This is a genomic window from Candidatus Delongbacteria bacterium (assembly GCA_020634015.1).
Taxonomy (GTDB): domain Bacteria; phylum CAIWAD01; class CAIWAD01; order CAIWAD01; family CAIWAD01; genus JACKCN01.
Window position 1 is genome coordinate 1 of sequence record JACKCN010000006.1, and the last position, 16,787, is coordinate 16,787.

Here is a 16,787-nt window from a genome sequence, read left to right on the forward strand (position 1 = left end):
CTGTTGCCCATTGATGGAGATTCACCAAATGGCTGGCCCGGTTCTTGCGATGAACGCGCGCTTGACTTCCGTCCTGGCGCTCTTCCTGATGGCGCTTCATATGAAACAGTGTGTACGGAAGCTGCACTACCAATCGTGCTTCATTTCCAACGGGGAACGATCCATGAAACCATGCATTGCAGCGCTTCTGCTGCTTGCCGCGCAGCTGCCCGGGCTCGCGGCCACGTCGGCCAGCGAACATTTCACCCTGCAGCAATGGGGCCTGGGTGCCGGCAGCAATCCGGCGAACCCGCCAGTCTCAGCCAACTTCCGGCTCGAAGGCTCCGCGCTCGGTATCCTCTCCGGCGCGGACACGGGCAGCGAGACGGCCACCCTGAAGCCCGGCTATTACCTGGGCGTGCTCGATGGGGACATCCTGCCACCCGAGATCGTGTCCATCACCGCGGACGAGTCCACGGTGTCGATCAGCTGGCTGCCCGTGGCTGGCGCGCACTCCTACCGCGTGTATTCCTCCGCCGAAGCCTACAGCGGCTTCAGCCTCGACACCGGCGGCGCTTTCGACGGCACGAGCTGGAGCGCTCCCGCAGCGGTGGGCAAGCGCTTCTTCTATGTGGCAGCCGTGTACTGAGCCCGCTTCCGCGTCACGGCGGACAGAACGCAACAAGAAGATGTGATACAGGAGAAACGATGACTTCCATTCCAATGACGATCCGATGCGCCCTTGGCGCCCTGCTGCTGAACTTTCTTGCCATGGGCGGGGCGCAGGCGGACGCGCTGACAAAGGCGGACGGCCCTCGGCGCAGCCTGCGGCAGGCCGATTCCCAGGCGGCTCCGGCGTCCGACGCGGGCAGCCTGCGCGATGGCGAGCGCACCGGCAACGCGCCCGACCGGGTCGACTTCCAGGGCCGCCTCGCGGACAGCGGCGGGAGTCCCCTGGATTCCACTCTGTCGATCCACTTTTCCCTGTACGACGTGGAGACGGGAGGCACGTCCCTCTGGAATGAAAGCGTGGTCACGGAGGTCGTCGGCGGCCTCTTCCATGTCCTGCTGGGCGCGTACAGCCCTCTCGACGCCTCGCTGTTCTCCGGCCCCAACCGCTGGATCGGCCTGACGGTGGGCGACGATGCGGAGATGACTCCCCGCGTCCGTGTCGGCGCCGTGCCCTACGCGCTGCAGGCGGGTGCCGGCGACAACATGGGCAACCACACGGCCACGCAGAACATCACTCTGGGCAACCGCAGCATCAGCGGTGACGGGGACAACGAGGGCATCTACATCAGCTCGGAAGGCAAAGTCGGCATCAACATCTCCAACCCGTCGACCGAACTGGGCATCTATTCCCTGAATGCGAACCTGCCGGTCGGGATCACCCAGAATGACCTGGGCAGCGGCTATTCCATGGACCTGACGACCTCCGACGAACTTGGTGAGCAGACGACGCGCCTTGTCCTGGATGGCGGCTACCAGCCGGACGTCTCCTTTTACCGGGGAAGCCATGGATCCGAAGAGTCCACCCTGTTCATCGAAGGATCGAACGGCCATGTCGGCATCGGCACCACGAACCCGGACGCGGCCCTGCATGTTCGAGCCGATTCCGTCGGCGACGCATCGGGACTCAGGATCACCCAGGCGGGCTACAACAGCCTGTTCTACCACGACGAGGTCGGCAGCCTGATCATGCGCAAGTTCAACCAGACCGACCAGCTGGTGCTGGGATCGACCGGCAACGTGGGTGTCGGCACGACCACACCGAACACGAAGTTCGAAGTGGCCGGCACGGCCACGGTGGACGCGCTCGCCTTCCCCGATGGCACGGCACTGGCATCGGCCTCCGGGGTGGTGACCCTGGGCAGCGGCAACTTCATCGCGATGAACAGCAGCAGCACGGTGATCACGAACTATGCCTCGGGCCAGGGCGGCAGCTACATGTCCAGCGGCAACGTTCCGCTGGTGGCGGCCCTCCAGTTGCCGCAGGGCGCGACCGTCACCCGGGTCAAGTTGTACGTCTACGACACCTCTGCGCTCAACCTCAGCGCCATCGTTGCCGGGAAGATCCTTGGCACGTCGTCCAGCGTGACTTTGGCAAACCTGACGGTCAACACGTCTTCGGGGCACGGTTCGGCCGAGACCCAGACCATCAACGAACCCTTGGTGGACAATCTGACGCACCAGTATGTCGTCACGGTCCAGCCCAACGGGAACTGGCCGGCCGGTGGGGTCCTGTCCGTCACCGGCGTGACCGTCGAGTGGGAGATGCAATAGGGAGTCGATCGGACCACGCCGGAAATGCCTGCACCCCGGGCACGAGATTCCGGGCGGATTCCGCGTGCCGAAGTGTGGAGGCGGAGCTGGTTCGCCTGGAACACGCATGCGGCTGTTGAAAGCGCGCACAAGGCTTCAGGCGCTGGCGAAAGCCATGCCGGCGAAGAAGCGTCGCTGATGTTCGCGGAAACCCCCGGGCCAGCCGACCATACCCATCAAGATCTGCAGGAGTCGGAAGTCGGACACCCATGGATCATCGATGGGCTGCCCATCGAGGACAGGGGCACCAGCTGTCGCACACGGGACCGCATTCAAGCCCGATGGCTGAGCGGGCTCAGGTTCCTCATCGCGCCACCACGCGTGCGTGGACAGGAGGAGGTGTGGCCGACACGATGGGACGCTGGACAGGCGGACGCGTGCATTGTCTTGCCATCGCATCGACCTGCCTGCGCTCGCCAGAACCGATGCATCCGGCGTGTCCGGCCACAAGATGCTTCCAGATCGGCAGCGGGCGCGTCCCGGTCGTGACTCTGCCATGATTCACGTTCTGGCGGCGATCCAGCAAGGCGGACCATGGCGGAAGCTTCTGTCCTTCGGGAACGAGACGCGTGGCCTGTCTGCCTGCCCATTCTTCCGCCATCCCGCTTGTGAAGGCCCGGTGAAGACCTCTCCCCAATCGTTCAATCCGCCGGATTCTGTTCGCCCGGACGGATGACCCGGTTCGTGCCGGAGTTCTGAAAGCCCTGTTTATCAAAGGGTTGAATTCTGGCAGCCAGCTCGCCGGTCCGCCATTTTCCAGTGGCACGCCCCTTGCAACCACGCGGCGATCGCTTCCGCCACCCAGACGCCATGGGGCGCGCGGGATGAACTCCGACCACTGCCGGCCCGTGTTCCACGCAGCGCCGGACTTCACGAAAGGCAACCGATGCGCAAGCTGCTGCTGCTGGCGAGTCTGGCTCTGGCCGGCCTTGGCTGGGCCACGGGACAGGCGAATGCCGCCGGATCCGAGAAGACGACCACTCAGTGGACCCTTGAAAAGACACAGGACGCGCTGGCCCGCGCGCCGCGCCTGTCGGACGAGCAGCGGGCACGGCAGGAGGCGGCCTTCCGCACTGAGCTGGCCACCAAGCAGGCTCTCAGCCAGGCATTGTCCTCGCCTGAGGTCGTGCCGGAGCTGCGTCCGGGAGCGGGCAAGGACGAGCGCCTCGCGCGCTGGCGCGAGCTGCCCGCGGAGGAGGCCTACGCCCTGTTCAAGGCCAGCGGGGGCGAGCTGCCGGCCGAGCTGGCCGCGCGCTTCAATCAGAGTCTGGTCGCCATGCCCTTCGATGACACACGCCGCCAGGCGGGAGATTCGCCGCTGACGGCCTTCCTGATCGACGGCACGGCCCCGGGCGACAGCTATCAGGATCACGGCGACACCGCGCTGCTCTCGGACTACCTCCATGGTGTGCCGCTGGCTCTCGACAGGGGCTGCATCAAGACCTCGGAATTCGCCGCCAACGACGCCTGGTATGTCTTCACGCTCAGCGAGCCGACCCTGGTCACGGCCAGCACCTGCGCCGCCACCTTGCATTACGACACACGCCTGGGCCTGTTCAGCAGCAACCTGGATCTGGCGGCGGGCCGCGACGACCTCTGTCAGCAGAATTCCCTACTGTCCACGATCAGCTGCTGCCTCGATCCGGGCACCTGGTATCTGGTGGTCGACGGCTTCTCGACCTTCGCCGGCGAGTATGACCTGACGGTGGACTTCGCCGCCTGTCCGCCGCAGGCTCCCGATCTCACCGGCGGACCCGACGCCTTCGGGCATCGCTGGCGTCATTCCCAGGCCGACGACGGCCCCGACTTCCACTGGCTTGACACGTCAGACGGCCCGGTGCTGACGCTGGGCGACGACGGCGTGTCGGCACCGCTGCCGCTGACCGGCGGCGGTCTGACCCGCTTCGATTTCTTTGGATCACTGCCCGGCTCGCTGTACGTCGGTGCCAACGGCCTGCTGAATTTCGACGGCATCAAGATGAGCGTCTTCGAGAACGGACCGCTGCCCGACGACGGGCCCAGCCGTCCGCGCGGCGTGATCTGCCCCTGGTGGGATGATCTGGACCCCTCGGCCGGCGGTCAGGTGACGTACTGGAATCAGCTGGACATAAACGGGCGGATGATCGTCCAATGGACGGATGTGCCGGCCTTCGGCGGCTCGGCACCGATGAGTTTCCAGGCGATCCTGGCGCGTGGTGGTGACATCCTGCTGCAGTACCTCAACCTCGACGAGAACCGGCTGAACAGCGCCACGGTGGGCCTGGATGACCCCAGCGGCACCGACGGCCTGCAGGTTCTGTTCGACGGCAGCGGGGCACCGCTGGGCGACCAGACGGCCCTCCGTTTCACGCCGCCGCGGCCCGACCAGGGCGGCCCGGATCTCTTCGGTCACACCTGGATCACAAGCCGGATGGCGGGGGGGCCGCTGGCGATCCAGCATTCGATGGACGGCGCGGTCACTCTGAGCCTGGGCGATGACGACATGGCGACCGTGAGCCTGCCCTTCGAGTTCCCCTTCTACGGCAACGCCTACACCAGCATGCAGGTCTGCAGCAACGGCTTTCTGGCATTCACGGCGAACAGCTTGGCCTTCTCGTCCAACGAGCCCCTGCCTTCGCCGCAGGGGTACGGTCTTCACAACGCCGTCTACGCCTTCTGGGACGACCTGGTGCCCGATCTGGGCGGCAGCGTGCTCTATCTGGCCGACCCGTCCCACCAGCGCGCGATCGTGCAGTGGAACCAGGCGCGATTCTACTGGAGCCAGACGGAGACCTGCACCGTGCAGGCTGTCCTGCACGCCGATGGCTCCATCGAGCTGCAGTACGTTGACCTGCCCGAGGCGCAGCTGGCCTCCTGCACCATCGGCATCGAGAACCTGGACGGCAGCGATGGCCTGGAAGTGTGCTACAATGGCCGGGGCGTCACGCTGGAGGATGACTTCGCGATCCGGATCGACCTACCGGCGACCCGTCCCACGCGCGGCGAAGGTGCCGGTCATGCCTGGATCAACTCGCTGGATCCGGCGGGCCCCAGCGACCTCTTCGAGGACATCTCCACCACGGGCGTCCAGCTGGCGCTCAATGGAGACGACCAGACCGTGCTGCAGGCCCTGCCCTTCGCCTTTCCCTTCTTCGGCGTTCCGCAGACGCAGCTCTGGGTCTGCACCAATGGCTACCTCAGTTTCAACGATGAGGCGGCCCAGTACTTCAACCAGCCGCTCGGCGACGGGCAGCCGCCGAACAACCTGATCTGCCCGCTGTGGGACGACTTCAACCTGGCGCTGGGCGGCGCCGTGCACTGGCTGGACGATCCGGCGCACCAGCGGGTCATCGTCCAGTGGACCAATGTCCACCACTACGATGGTATCCGCGGGCCCTACACCTTCCAGGCGCAGCTGAAGGCAAGCGGCGACATCGTCTTCGGCTATGGCCTGCTGGACGACACCGGCAGCGCCACCGCGGGCATCGAGAACGCCGACGGCAGCCAGGCGCTGCAGGTGGCCTTCGACGGCGCAGGTGGCCAGCTGGCTCAGGGCGTGACCAACTGGATCACGACCCGTGATCCGCGGCCGGCGCGGATCACCGACCTGGCGATCACGCCCACCGACTTCAGCAACGGGCACGCCCGGGTGCACATGACCTTCACGCCGGTGACGACGACGGTCAACGGCCAACCGCTTGTCGTCGACCATTACCTGATCATCGCCGTGGAGCAGGATCCCTACAACCTTGTCTCACCCTACATCGACATTCTGCCGCCGGATTACATGGACGGCGAGGGCGGCCTGACCTTCGACGCGCTGGGCTGGCTGGCCAGCGCCTGGCTTCACTTGGTCGCGGTGGCGCCCGACGGCAGCCTGGTCGCCAGCACGGGCGAGCTGCCCTGGCGTCACGAGGCCGAAATCCCGGGCACGCGCGGCGATGGACGGCTGTTCCGGCCCTAGAGCCGTCGCGACGCCGGTGTGGACCCGCCACCAGGTTCGCGCCGTGGTCCGCGACAGATGACTGGACCCGAATCACCCACAGGAACCGTCGCTCAGCCCAGCCGTGCGCGACAGTCCCGCAAGCCATAAGCCTGCCGTTCCTCTGCACGGGGTCCGGAGATTGCCCACACCGCGCCAAGGCGCCCACCGGGAGGAAGCAGATGCACGCAGAACCGATTCGTCACCGCTGGAACAGGACCCTGGCCATTCTGGTCCTGACACTGTGCCTGGGATCGCGCGCCGCGGCCTTCGTTCAGGTGGGCCAGCCCACCGGCTTGCAGTACTACCCCTTCAATGGCTGGGTCAACGATGCCCGGATCCAGTTCATCGTGCCGGGCAGCCAGATCGACGCGGAAGGCGAGCTGGTCACTCTGGACCTGCTTTTCACCGAGGCCAGTTCACCGGACTTCACCTTCACCATGAAGCTCCAGGCCCTCCCTCCAGCGGACAGCTTGCTGACGACCCCTTTCTTCCGCCAGGTCAGCGCTGTGCCGGTCTGGACCACCTTCATGGACCCGGCCGCTCCCGGCTGGCTGACCTGCTACGGCTACGAGGGACTGGCGCTGGCGAGGGGAGAGAACCTGCTGGTGGACATCTGCGTGCACAGCGACACCCCGGCCTTCGCGGACAATGTGCTGGCCTCGTGGACGCGCCCCAACTCGACGATTGTGGCACAAGGCACAACCGCCTGCTCGACCTTTCTGGGAACCGCCTCGTCCGAGCTGCCCGTGATACGCCTGTCGGGCCTGCGGCGCCACGTCTCCGGGACCTGGCTTGCCGATTCCGAGATTCTGATTGACGGGGACCTCCTGGTGCCCGCGGGCGAGACCTTGACCATCGAGCCCGGCGTGCAGGTGACCATGGAAGGCTACCACACGCTGGAAGTCGCCGGCGCGCTGGTCGTCAACGGGCTGGAGCAGTCTCCCGTGCTCTTCACGGCGCTCGACGCGGAGCTGGGCTGGGAAGGCATCTTCGGCGATGAGGGCGCGCCCGTTTCCCTGTCACACACCGTGCTGGCCGGAGCCCGCCACCACGAGATCTATTCGGCGAATCCTCCCGGAACCACGACCGGCGCGATCAGAACGGGCGGTTACGCGCCGGTCGTGCTGCGGAACGTCCGCATCGAGGACTGCCATGGCTCGCACCGCCGGGCCTTTCTGGTCGGCAGCTCCGTCGAGGTGGACGGTCTGGTCTTCCAGGACTGCCCGAGCGAGGGGCTGAACGTTCCACTGCTGTTTGTCCATGCCTCCGAACCTTCCGAGATCTCGGGAGTGTCCGTCGAAGGCGAGGTCTCGCTCGACGCGCCGACCTTCGAACTGACGGGGACGATCAGCCTCCATCATTGCGTCCTGCCTGTCACCGGCATGGGCGGCGCCGATTCCGAGTTCAATGGCGACGTCCTGGTGGACTACTGCACGTTCCGTTTCCTTGACGGGCTCGCGAAGCTGAACGTCCACGGCGCCAGCACCATCCGCAACAGCGTGTTTCTGGGGGCCGACGGGCTCAGCCGCATCCAGCCGGTGAACGCGGAGCTGCTCTACCACCACAACCTGATGAACAGCGCGGTTCCAGTGATCGCAGATCCCAATTCCAGCGTGACGCTGGGCCCTGGCAACCTGGTCGGTGAAGCCCTGCTGCTGGCGGGAGAGTGGCAACTGGATCCCGCTTCCCTTGGCGTGGACGCCGCCAGCTCGCTGGACGGTCTTGACCCGGACCTGACGCGCGTCGACATGGGTGCCGTGCCCGCGGACCAGAGCGTGCCCGTGCTGACCACTCTGCAGGATGTGCCGGGCGACCAGGGACGGCGGCTGCAGCTGGCCTGGCAGGCGGGATCGATGGATGTGGCGGCGCTGGGCGAGTACGGCTTCTATTCCGTCTGGCGTCAGGATCTGCTGGCGGCGAACCGCTCCCTGGGCGGTCCCGTGATCCGGGCCCTGGCGCAGCTCGAGACCGTGACTCCTTCGGCGCGCGAGGGGCTGCGCTGGCAGCGCGACGATGGCAGCGTCTGGAGCTTCGTGACGACCGTGCCCGCGATGCGGATTCCGGGCTATGGCTATGTGGCCGCCACGCTGCAGGACTCCTCAGCCACGGGCGCGCACCCGACCAGCCTCAAGGTCGGCTGGCACTGCAGCAGCCATGTCAGCGAGAGCGCCCCGGATTCGGCCAGCAGCGTCGACAACATTCCGCCGGACGCGCCGACCGGCTTCCACGCGGGCCTGCTGGCGGGCTCCGAGCTGCCGCTGCGCTGGAACCCGGTGACGACGGGCACCCTGGACGGCAACAGCTACCCGGAACTGGGGCTCATCGTCTACCAGCTCTACTACGGCAGCGAGCCCGATTTTCCCTGTGACCCCGCCCATCTGGTCGCGCTCAGCACGGAGCCCAGAGCGCTGATGCAGGTGCCGGAAGGTGCGCCAAAGGGCTTCTGGAAGGTGCGCGCACGGGATGCTGCGGAATAGGTCCGCGCCTGCCGCGGCAATGACACACGGGAGGCGTTCCTCCGGCCGGGCCCGAGGTCCAGCCAGGTGCACGGCACGCCGCTGGCGGGTCAGGGGCTCAGCTCATCCGGTCTGGTGTTGGCCGCCAAACTGGCCGGTCCGGGGCCCGGGGCGACGGGGGGCAGATTCTGGATGGCGGCCAGCAGATCGCGGATCCTCAGGGGCTTGCCCAGCACGGTGTCCACTCCCTGGTTGTGCGCCTGCTGCAGGGTGTCCGCCGAGTGCAGGCCAGAGTACAGGATGGTTCCGATGCGGGGCTGCAGGCCCCGGACCGCGCGGATCAGGCTGAGGCCATCCATCCCGGGCAGGTGATAATCCGAGACCAGCAGATCGAAGCGGCGATGTTGACAGACGCCCAGAGCGCTGGCCGGGCTCTTGTGGGAGTCCACCCGATGGCCTTCCGAACGGAGAAAGCGTGCCAGACTGCTCAGGCTTGGCTCGTCGTCATCGACCAGCAGAATTTCCATGATGCTCCCTCAAGGACTGCGGGCGGTCATGCAGCTTGCATGCCAATCGCGGCCAGCTCCGGCCCGGGGGGCATCCCGTTGTCAATCAAGAGCTTGACTCACGGGGCTGCCTGGGTGGCCCCCGCAGGGGCTTTTGAGGAACAGATCCCGCACACAAGAATCTGAGGATTCGCAGAATCCTGAGAGTTGCTTGGCCCGCCCGGTCACGCCACGGTCGGCGCGTACGCTCTTCGAAAGCGAACTCTTCCGCGGCGACCTTCACTTCCCGCTGAACACCGGCTACAGCCGTGTGCCGCCATTGCGCGAACGCCTGTGTGACATCCTTCCCCTGGCCCGGCTGTTTCTTTGCCAGGCCAACGCCCGCTACGGCAAGTCCTTCGCCAGCATCACGCGTGACACGGTGCATCTGCTGGAAGAGCACACCAGGCCGGGCAATGTCCGGGAACTGAAGAGCCAGATCGATTGCATGGTCCTGAAGCACGATGGCCGGCATCTGACTGCCGGCCATCTCGGCCTGACAGTGGAGCGCGAGAACGACCTGGGCCAGCACGACCGGATTGTGCTGGAGCTGCCCGAGGAAGGCCATCCTCTCGAGGACATGCAGGCCACCATCGCGCGCACGGTACTCAAGCGCATCGACGGCAACATCACCAAGGCGGCCCGATCTCTGGATGTCGCCAGGGCCACGCTGAACCGCATGGCCGGACTGCGCAAGTCCGGCGACTGAGGCCGGTCCGGACAGCGCACCGGCGAGATTCCCGCCACACAGGCCCAGAAGAGCGTTGCCTGCCGAATGGCAGGCAACGTCCCTTGGCCTGAGCGTTGTCGATCAGGACTGTTCGTGGGGGGGGATCAGTTTCCGATGGCGGTCACCACGAAGAATCGCTTGCCTCCTGCCAGCGGCGTGCTCCAGCTTTCGCCGTCGAAGCTGCCCGACTGGTCCTCGCTGAATCCGCCATACGGGTTGCTGGAAGACCAGACCCTGTAGCCGGTCGCATCGGTCACCGGGTCCCAGCTCAGCACCGTGTTGCCACCGAAGACCGAGATGCTCAGGTTCACGGGAGCACCGAAGGGCGGGATGAAGGTGAAGCCCGCCAGCATCTCTTCTGAAGCACCCCAGGCATAATCGGCCACCACGCCGGCGCTGTAGGCCTGGCCCGGGTTCAGGTTCTGGAAGAGATGGCCGGTCTGGCTCTGCCCGCTGGTCTGCAGTGCCTGATCCAGGCTGACCGAGTAGGTTGCCGCCGGGCTGCCGCCGTTCTGATAGTTGAGGTAATTGTCCATGTAGAACAGGCCGTCCTCGGCGAAGCCGGGCCTGGATTCCGCCGACAGGTCGTAGGAACCCAGCGAAATCACGGCCTGCTCGCCCGTGTACGCGTCCAGGCTGTAGGGGCCACTGGCCTGCAGCGATCCGTCCTGCCAGTACTGGACCAGATCGTTGTCCAGATCGGCAACGAGCCTGAAGCTGAACCACTGATCCTGGGGATACGCGAGAGTCAGTTCGTTGCCACCGATCATGATGTTGACGGTGCCATTCGCGCGGTAGAAGATCTCGATCGCGAACATGGCTCCCCAGACGCCTTCCCTGATGATTCCATGATGGGCACAGTGTCCGGATGGCACATACAGCGCGGCTTCGAATACGTACGACCCAACGGTAGGATACGGCCAGCCGAAATCGCAGTAGATATCACCCGGGGTTCCGTCCACCGTATCGATCCTGAGGGACTTGGTTCCTTCGAATGCCTGATCCTCGGTGGTGAACGCATTGCTGTTCGGCCACAAGGGGGTATACCAGTATCTGATGTTGGCCGTCACATCCATGCCCGTCTGGAACTGCTCGTGGTCCTGGAAATAGGCGTTCACGGGCAGCGGGTGGTCCCAGCTGGCCGTGCCGTCCGAGGCCACCGACAGCTGGCGCACGGGGTAGCGGTTCTTCTGCAGTTCGATGGTCAGCGAGGTGGTCTGGTTCTGCAGGAACTCCACATCATCCTGGGTCCAGATCTCGTGTCCCAGGGCCCAGACGCTGACCGTGTAGGTGCCGGCTGTCCAGACTTCGCCCGTGTAACTGCTTTCCCAGATGTCGTACTGTGAGACGCTGCTGTTGTTGCCCACCTTGATCTTGACGGTGGACCAGTCGAAGGTCTCGGGAGAGTCCACGACCAGATCCAGATGGATGTACGAGGGCGCGTTCACGCTCAAGAACTCGATGTCCAGCGGGGTGACTTCCTCGGCCACGACCAGGACATTCTGGACGATCACGTCGTAGCAGTTGCTCTGGGATGCCTGGACCTCGTAGGTCCCCGCGGGCAGAATCAGCTGATAGCTGCCGGCGGCCGTTCCATGGGTCACATACTGGGAGTTTCCGTCCGTGGCCGTGATCGTCGCCTGGGTGAAGGGGTCCCAGTTGTAGATCTGGGTCAGCGTGCCCTCGATGAAGCCGGCATTGGGAATCTGCTCGAGAACGAAGTCCTGGCCCTGGATGGTGGCGCCTTCCGCCACGACCACGCCGCTCAGGGTCTGGCTGAGGTAGCCCGGCAGGCTGGCGCTGATGTCATATGTGCCCGCTCCGATGTCCAGCGAATAGAACCCGCTGGCATCGGGGTGGGTCCCCGTGCTGGCCGCCTGGATCAGTACATCCTCGACGGCGCCAAGGTTGCCATTGAGCGTCACCGTGCCTTCCACATGGCCCAGCTCGGGCAGCGCCAGCACGAATGTCCGCGCCTGCCATCCGGTGGTGATGTACGAGCCCATGACCATGCTCTCGTCATCGGAGACCCAGAAGATCATGTCGGAGTACTGATAGTCCTCGGGATGTACGACACCGAACATGTTGAGCCAGTCGTCGGCCTGCATGTAGCCCATTCCGGGCTTGTAGACGTGCCCCCACTGCCCCCCGTTGCCGAAGTCGCGCGTGACGCCCACGACCAGACCGTCGTTGCTCACGTCCGTGCAAGTGATGCTCATCCAGAAGCTGGGATTCTCCGGCTGGACGACCTCATAGGCCGTGGCGTCCGCGTTCCACAGAGCGCCGAAGCCATTCATGTAGCCGGTCATGTGCTGGCCGTTCTGGCTGAAGGCCCAGACTTCGCCGTTGACCCAGTCGGGGGGCGAAGCGACGGTGGTGTGGCTGACGTTCAGATTCTCGTCCACCGTCCACAGGGTCGGCACCCAGGCGCCATCCATGCTCGCCAGCCAGCCCGCCAGCTGTGTGCCGTCCTCACTGACCGCATTGATCCGGCCATCACGGCTGCTGTCTTCAGGAAACAGGTCCAGCACCTGCCAGTTTCCGGAGCCGTCCTGGTACCACATCACGGGCGTGGTGTGGGAGGTGGAAATCCACTGCAGACCGCCCAGCACCGTGCCGGTCGAATTGCAGCACCAGACATTGCTGAAGAAGTTGTCGCTGTTCTGTCCGTAGGACAGGTGGGGCAGCTCGTGGTAGGTGTTGTTCGTATCCCACCAGCAGGGCAGTTCGTGCCCCAGGTTGGTGTCCAGCCTGGAGCCGAAGATCCGGCCATCGTCGCTGATGTCACCGGCTTCGGCGTCCGTGTCGACGGTCACCAGTCCCTCCGCTTCCGTCCAGTAGACGACTCCGCTCCAGGGATAGTAGTAGGCGGCCACCTTCAGGCCATCCGAGGTCACGCCGGCGACATTGGCTCCGCCCAGGTCGAAGGGCACCATTTCGCCGACGGGATAGGCCAGCAGCAGGCCCGGTGTCAGCCACAGTCCCAGCAAGGCAAGCGCATTTCTTCTCACGATAGACTCTCCTTCTCATGCTCCGTGATCAATCATTGATTTCGTTCAGGGGCTGGCCGGTCGCGGCCACTCGGGGGTCGGGGACGCGGGTCCGCCGCCACGTCGCCAGGGATCGGATCCTGGCCGGTGCCGTCCTCGCGCCGCCCACGGCCCGCGGGACCCGGGGGATTGCCCGCAAGGGCATGACCTCGATTGGCGGCGCTGTCCGGTGTGCACGGGACATGACAATTTCCGTACCAACCCGGGTTTCCCCGGCCTGCGGCAGCTATCTGGCTGTTTTCCAAGGGCCAACGATTTCCGAAGGGGCCCCTGCTGCCCGTAGAATTCTTGCAGGTCACAGATTTGTCATCAAAGAACTGAGTCACGTCGAGAATCGGTGCGCCCGGCTGCGGCCCGGCACCCGGGCTGAGGATCGGTTGCCGCCTCCCGTTGACAGGTCGATTCATGACTGGAGTTTTCGGGCAGAATCCGGTGTTTTGCCCGGGGCGAGGCACCAGGGCCGGAGAGGGCAGGACAGTGAACGGGGCGGAGCGTCGCGGCGGCTGTCCCCTTCAGGACGCGTGACGTTGCGGAGGGGTCAGGGATGCTCGAACACGCGGTCAACGTGCTGCGGGCCGACCATGCCGAGAGGTCGGCCGATCTCGGGCGGCAGACGGCCTGTCATTGACAGAGCTTCTCCCTGATCCTGGGAGTGCTGTTCACCTCGCTGAGCTGGGTTCTGTTCTCGCAAGGCGCGGAAACACCGGTCCATCTGCTGCCCTTCGCGGGCCTGATCATCGAAACCGCGGCCCTGATGCTGATCTTCGTCTACAGATCCAGTGAACTGATGCGCAGCTATCTGATGCGCATCGAGGTGCGCTTCAATGCCCTGTTCAGCCCGTCCTGCGCCCGCCATGTCGTGGACGGCCAGACCGGTCCGACCTTGGCGCTGGGCTGCACGCTGTGGCGACAGGCCTGTTCTCGCAGTGGCCGGGGCCGGCATGGCTTCGTCCTCGCCGCGATCGCAGGGGGACTCGTCACCTCGCTGGCATTGGCTGGATTCGTCTTCGCGGGCCTGGCCAGTCCGGTGCTGGGCGAGTCAACCTTCAGAATTCCGCTGGTCCTGCTGCTGGTGGCTCTTCCGCTGGCTGGGGGGCTGCTCTTCGTCCGCTTGCGGCGCGATGTTCTCGAGGAGCGGGCGCACATGCTGGCAGCGTGTCTGGACCTGAGCCTGCTGAAGGCCAGCGAGAATGAGCTGGGTCCTGGGCTGACCGTGTCACTTCTTGAGACCGACCATGCCGAACGCTGCACGGACTTCAGAACCCATGCGGACAGCTACCCGCGGCTGCTGGTGCTGACGCTGATGCTGCTGGCCAGCTCGGCCGGCATCCTGAACCAGTCGGCCGCCAACCGCTGGATTTTCCTGGTGACGCCTCCGATCCTGCTGGCGCTGACTCTGGCAATGGTCCTGGAATTCAGACGGATCAAGCACATCAAGCGCTATCTGGGCAAATGCGAGTCCTGGATGGATTCCATCGCAAGCTCCGCGCTGGAGCCAGTGCACTCGCTGAGCCACAACGGACGCCGCATCGAGTTCCGCATCGGCTTCTTCCGCATCGTGCGCGAGCGCCGGATCGCCAGAACCTCCGGCGCCCTGAAGGGCCTGCCGGCGGGCAACCTGCTGATCGCCAGCGCGGCACTGCTGACGGTCTTCCTCTTGATTGGCTTTTCGGTCCGCCAGGCCCACCTCTGGGCGTGCGAAGTGCTGCCGCAGCAGGCCACACTTGTCACACTCGGCAATCTGATTCTGCTGTCGACCCTGCTGCTGGCGAATGCGGTCATGTTCCTGACGGCGGGCAGAGTGGGCAGGGATCCCGACACCGCGAGCACAGCGGATGAGTGAGCAGATTCCCCGGATCGTCCTGTTGGCACTGGGCTGGACGGTACTTCTTGAAGGTCTCACGGCCTGGTTGCGATTCGGCCGCAGGCTGAGCATGCGCTCGCGGGCCCGGCGTTTCGGGGCGCTGACGGCCGGCATCCGGATCCACCACGCCTTTCCCGCGATGCTGGCGCTGGCCGCGGTCCCCGTGATCTCACCCTCGACCGGGGTCTTCGTGCACCTGTCCGCGTTCCTCTTCGGAGCGATCCTGTCCGATCTGGTGCACCATGTCTTCGTGCTGCGCTGGAGCACGGGGGATCATGAATTCCATCTGCTCGCCGAGGGCAGGTCCCCGACCGACCTGCGGGCGGAACTTGCCGCCTTCAGCGCTTCGGGCGCGTTGGCCTACGGCCTGTTCTGGGGGGCGTTGATCGAAGCGCTGACCGTGTACCTGCGCTTCGGGCTGCAGCTGCAAAGCCAGCGCGAGACGGCCTTTCTTGCGTCGTTCACATGCGGCCTGAGGGTGCATCATGGCTATCTGGGCCTGATGATGATCCTTTGTTCCATCCTGCTTTCGTCCACGGCTTCCTGGAAATCCAACGCGCTGGCCATCGTGGGCTGGGCATTGCTGTCATCCGATCTGGTCCATCATTTTGTCGTGCTGCAGATGCTGACGGGAGATCCTCAGTTCCATCTCACCTACTGACCGACTGTCGCATCCGTCAGGAGTGTTTCAGTTCGGGGTGACCTCTTTCCTTCGAACTGGGCCATGATCCGTTGTCCCTGGGCACGAAGGACAAGGCAGATGGATTGTTTGCCAGGGCACTGGCGATGAAGGAGGATGCACTGGGCAAGGAGGATCCGGATCTGGTGCGCCATTTGAACGATCTGGCCTGCTTCCATCAGGCGCAGGGGGAGTTCGCGGATGCGCAGGAACCTGCCCGCCGTTCGCTGGCTGTCTGTACGAAGATCCATGGAATGTCACACGCGGAAATATTGGAATCCAGGAAGCTGCTGGATCGGTCGCGGGGTGGGCAGGCGAATGCCGAGGACCGTTGAGTGTGTCGGAGGCGGTCGGCTTCCCGTCACGCCACCGATGGAACGGGACCCAGATCAAGCAGCAGGATCTCGCTCAGGTCCAGTGCGCGGAAGGAGATTGCCGGTTCCAGGGCCACACCGATGCTGTCGCCGGAGTCCAGTACCAGGTCGTCCAGAGTGACTTCGCCACGCAGGATGTGCAGCCAGACCACATGGTCGGGTGAGAGGGCGTGGATCAGGTTGCGCCCCACGTCAAGCGTGCTGGCATAGACGTCCGCGGGCTGTCGGATCTGCAGGGAATCCTTGTGTCCATCCGCGGATGCGATCAGCCGCAGCACTCCGCGGCGAGTGGCGAAGGGAAAGCGCTGCTGTTCGCGGCGCGTGCTCAGCTCGGGTCCCGCTGGCTGCATGAAGAGGCGGAGAACCCGCAGTACCGCTGTCGGTGAGGCGTTGCGTTCTGCCAGATTGGTCTGCGCATCGATGCTCATCCGCTGAAATTCGCCGGTCTGGAGTACACCGGTATGTCCGCTTGCGTCCGCCTGCGCCAGAGTCCCTTCGAGGACATGAGTCAGGATCTCGGCTGGCCCGTTGGCCCAGGCGGGCATGCGGGCACCCGGGGCCAGCAGGACTTCGGCAAGTTTCGGCAGCTCGCCCATGCCCAGCGCCAGAAGAGGGGCAAGGCGCCGGGGATCATAACTGTACCAGGAGTTACGGTCGGCAGTGGTTTCGTGATACCGTTGTTCGGCCCGGCGCAGCATCATCATCGGGGAGCTCCTCGCCGGGGTGCGCGGTTCTGCAGCAGGCAGCCTCCGTGTGAACGAACGTGGGCAACGGGAATCGTCTGGTCGGTCCGAAGGGGCACCTCAGGTTCCAGAGGCCCCGGG

Annotated in this window: 11 protein-coding genes; 8 read left to right on the top strand and 3 right to left on the bottom strand. The window is 65.1% G+C overall.

Annotated elements, in window-relative coordinates:
• The first annotated feature begins 163 nt into the window (after window positions 1-163).
• The 4 genes from H6678_11575 (at window position 164) to H6678_11590 (ending at window position 8,742) form a co-directional block, all read left to right on the top strand.
• Window positions 164-628, top strand: a complete 465-nt coding sequence (locus H6678_11575) for a hypothetical protein (protein ID MCB9474442.1) — start codon at window positions 164-166, stop codon at window positions 626-628.
• A 59-nt stretch (window positions 629-687) separates the two neighbouring features.
• On the top strand, window positions 688-2,262 hold the full coding sequence (locus tag H6678_11580; GenBank protein MCB9474443.1) for a hypothetical protein: 1,575 nt from the start codon (window positions 688-690) through the stop codon (window positions 2,260-2,262).
• A 925-nt stretch (window positions 2,263-3,187) separates the two neighbouring features.
• Window positions 3,188-6,244 (top strand): hypothetical protein, encoded by a 3,057-nt coding sequence (locus H6678_11585; GenBank protein MCB9474444.1) that lies wholly within the window; start codon window positions 3,188-3,190, stop codon window positions 6,242-6,244.
• Between the two features lie 200 nt (window positions 6,245-6,444).
• Window positions 6,445-8,742: a hypothetical protein gene (locus H6678_11590; GenBank protein ID MCB9474445.1), complete on the top strand. Its 2,298-nt coding sequence runs from the start codon at window positions 6,445-6,447 to the stop codon at window positions 8,740-8,742.
• Between the two features lie 89 nt (window positions 8,743-8,831).
• Here H6678_11590 and H6678_11595 read toward each other — a convergent pair whose 3' ends face one another.
• Window positions 8,832-9,248, bottom strand: coding sequence for a response regulator (locus H6678_11595; GenBank protein ID MCB9474446.1), 417 nt, complete (start codon window positions 9,246-9,248; stop codon window positions 8,832-8,834).
• A 190-nt stretch (window positions 9,249-9,438) separates the two neighbouring features.
• Here H6678_11595 and H6678_11600 point away from each other — a divergent pair, with 190 nt between their 5' ends.
• On the top strand, window positions 9,439-9,975 hold the full coding sequence (locus tag H6678_11600) for a hypothetical protein (protein MCB9474447.1): 537 nt from the start codon (window positions 9,439-9,441) through the stop codon (window positions 9,973-9,975).
• A gap of 125 nt (window positions 9,976-10,100) precedes the next feature.
• On the opposite strand, the gene H6678_11605 is transcribed toward H6678_11600, so the two are convergent.
• On the bottom strand, window positions 10,101-13,007 hold the full coding sequence (locus H6678_11605) for a carboxypeptidase regulatory-like domain-containing protein (GenBank protein MCB9474448.1): 2,907 nt from the start codon (window positions 13,005-13,007) through the stop codon (window positions 10,101-10,103).
• A gap of 691 nt (window positions 13,008-13,698) precedes the next feature.
• On the opposite strand from H6678_11605, the gene H6678_11610 reads away from it, so the two are divergent.
• The 3 genes from H6678_11610 (at window position 13,699) to H6678_11620 (ending at window position 15,924) form a co-directional block, all read left to right on the top strand.
• Window positions 13,699-14,889 (top strand): hypothetical protein, encoded by a 1,191-nt coding sequence (locus H6678_11610; GenBank protein ID MCB9474449.1) that lies wholly within the window; start codon window positions 13,699-13,701, stop codon window positions 14,887-14,889.
• Complete coding sequence (locus H6678_11615; GenBank protein MCB9474450.1) at window positions 14,882-15,571, top strand: hypothetical protein; 690 nt, start codon at window positions 14,882-14,884, stop codon at window positions 15,569-15,571. Before H6678_11610 ends, H6678_11615 begins: the two co-directional genes overlap by 8 nt.
• 71 nt (window positions 15,572-15,642) lie before the next feature.
• Entirely contained in the window at window positions 15,643-15,924 is a 282-nt protein-coding gene (locus H6678_11620) for a tetratricopeptide repeat protein (GenBank protein MCB9474451.1), read from the top strand.
• Between the two features lie 26 nt (window positions 15,925-15,950).
• Here H6678_11620 and H6678_11625 read toward each other — a convergent pair whose 3' ends face one another.
• Entirely contained in the window at window positions 15,951-16,667 is a 717-nt protein-coding gene (locus tag H6678_11625; protein MCB9474452.1) for a pirin family protein, read from the bottom strand.
• Window positions 16,668-16,787 lie beyond the last annotated feature (120 nt).